At 36.8% G+C, this 1520-nt stretch carries 2 protein-coding genes; both read left to right on the top strand.

Translation table 11 applies throughout. The features are described 5' to 3' along the window. Positions 1-209 precede the first annotated feature (209 nt). Positions 210-479 (top strand): hypothetical protein, encoded by a 270-nt coding sequence (locus KMHG_RS08230; RefSeq protein WP_010288595.1) that lies wholly within the window; start codon positions 210-212, stop codon positions 477-479. A gap of 76 nt (positions 480-555) precedes the next feature. Further along, positions 556-1446 carry a 3-hydroxyacyl-CoA dehydrogenase gene (locus tag KMHG_RS08225; RefSeq protein ID WP_010288594.1) on the top strand — a complete coding sequence of 297 codons (891 nt, stop codon included), beginning with the start codon at positions 556-558 and terminating at the stop codon, positions 1444-1446. The last annotated feature ends 74 nt before the right edge of the window (positions 1447-1520 follow it).

The raw sequence follows: 1520 nt of genomic DNA, 5'->3' as shown, positions 1-1520 counted from the left end.
CCTCTTTTTGTTGCGTAAAAGACGGAAAAAATATCGTAAATTTAAAGTATATAGGCAAAAATAAAATATACGGTTTATAAGTGATTAAAAGGGGAATAAATATGTCGATGTTTCCGTTAGAGACGTCTATCAACTAGATCATTTTTAATGATACAGCATGCTTCAAAAGATTCATCATTAGCTATTAACATTGACAGAGGATGACATACATGAAAACTAAGATTCAAAATAGTGATTTGTTTTTTTTACAAGATAGTCGTTTATCGCTTGCTGCAAAAGGATTATTGACGTATTTAATCGTCAACCCTGAGGAGCGTTTCGTCGATCATACGTATTGGACGTTAGACGTTAGCAATAGTTTACATGAAATCGAATACGCTTTAGAAGAATTAAAGGCGTTACAATATATTAGTATCGTCAATCAACACATTCAATTAATTTATTTACAGTCGAATATGTTAGATCCTAAAAAAAGTTAGTAAATACTTGTTTTTTCAGTTAATAGCTGTTATGATTAATTTGTAAGTAAGTACTAACTTTTTAGGAGAGATGGATATGACTTATCAACATGTAACAGTAGCAGGTAGCGGCGTTTTAGGAAGTCAAATTGCATTTCAATCAGCCTTCTTCGGCTTTGAGGTCACTGTATATGATATTAATGAAGCAGCCATTGAGAAAGCAAAAGTATTATTAAAGAAACATCAAGAAACTTACGGTAACTATTTTAACGATACTGCGCGTGCTCAAAAAGCATTTGACAGTTTACGATATGAAACAGATTTAGCGAAAGCAGTGGTCGATGCGGACCTTGTGATCGAAGCAGTACCAGAGCGCATCGATATTAAACAAAGCTTTTATGAACAACTAGCAGCGGTAGCACCTGCGAAAACAGTGTTTGCAACAAATTCATCAACGATGCTACCGAGCCAATTCGCACAATTTACAGGACGCCCAGAGAAATTTTTAGCGTTACACTTTGCAAACGAAATTTGGAAAAACAATACGGCTGAAGTGATGGGACATCCAGGTACAGAGCCGCAATATGCAGAGCAAGTAGTAGCATTTGCGCGTGAAATCGGCATGATTCCGTTCCACTTACACAAAGAACAACCAGGCTATATTTTAAATTCATTGCTCGTACCATTTTTAGATGCAGGTCTAAACTTATGGGCAAAAGGTGTAGCAGACCCAGAAACAATCGATAAAAACTGGATGATTGCCACAGGCGCACCGACAGGACCATTTGCGATTTTAGACGTCGTAGGGATGGAAACACCGTACAACTTAAACCTTGCGAAAGCAGAAAAAGGCGTACCGGGCGCACAAGAAATTGCAGATAAATTAAAAACGTATATTGATGCTGGAAAATTAGGTGTTAATGCGGGTGAAGGGTTCTATCAATATCCAAATCCGACGTTCATGCAACCAGATTTTTTGAAAAAATAAGCATATAAAAAGAGGCTGGGACAAAACATTTCATTTTCTTTTTTAGCGTTCACAACAAAAAACCGACGACGCCA

It is taken from the genome of Kurthia massiliensis, assembly GCF_000285555.1.
Lineage (GTDB): Bacteria > Bacillota > Bacilli > Bacillales_A > Planococcaceae > Kurthia > Kurthia massiliensis.
The sequence above is the reverse complement of the archived record's forward strand: the minus strand, read 5'-3'. Positions and strand labels throughout refer to the sequence as shown.

Excerpts from the sequence above, each read along its gene's own strand:
- KMHG_RS08230 (WP_010288595.1), top strand. The coding sequence starts at position 210 with ATGAAAACTAAGATTCAAAATAGTGATTTGTTTTTTTTACAAGATAGT.
- KMHG_RS08225 (WP_010288594.1), top strand. The coding sequence starts at position 556 with ATGACTTATCAACATGTAACAGTAGCAGGTAGCGGCGTTTTAGGAAGT.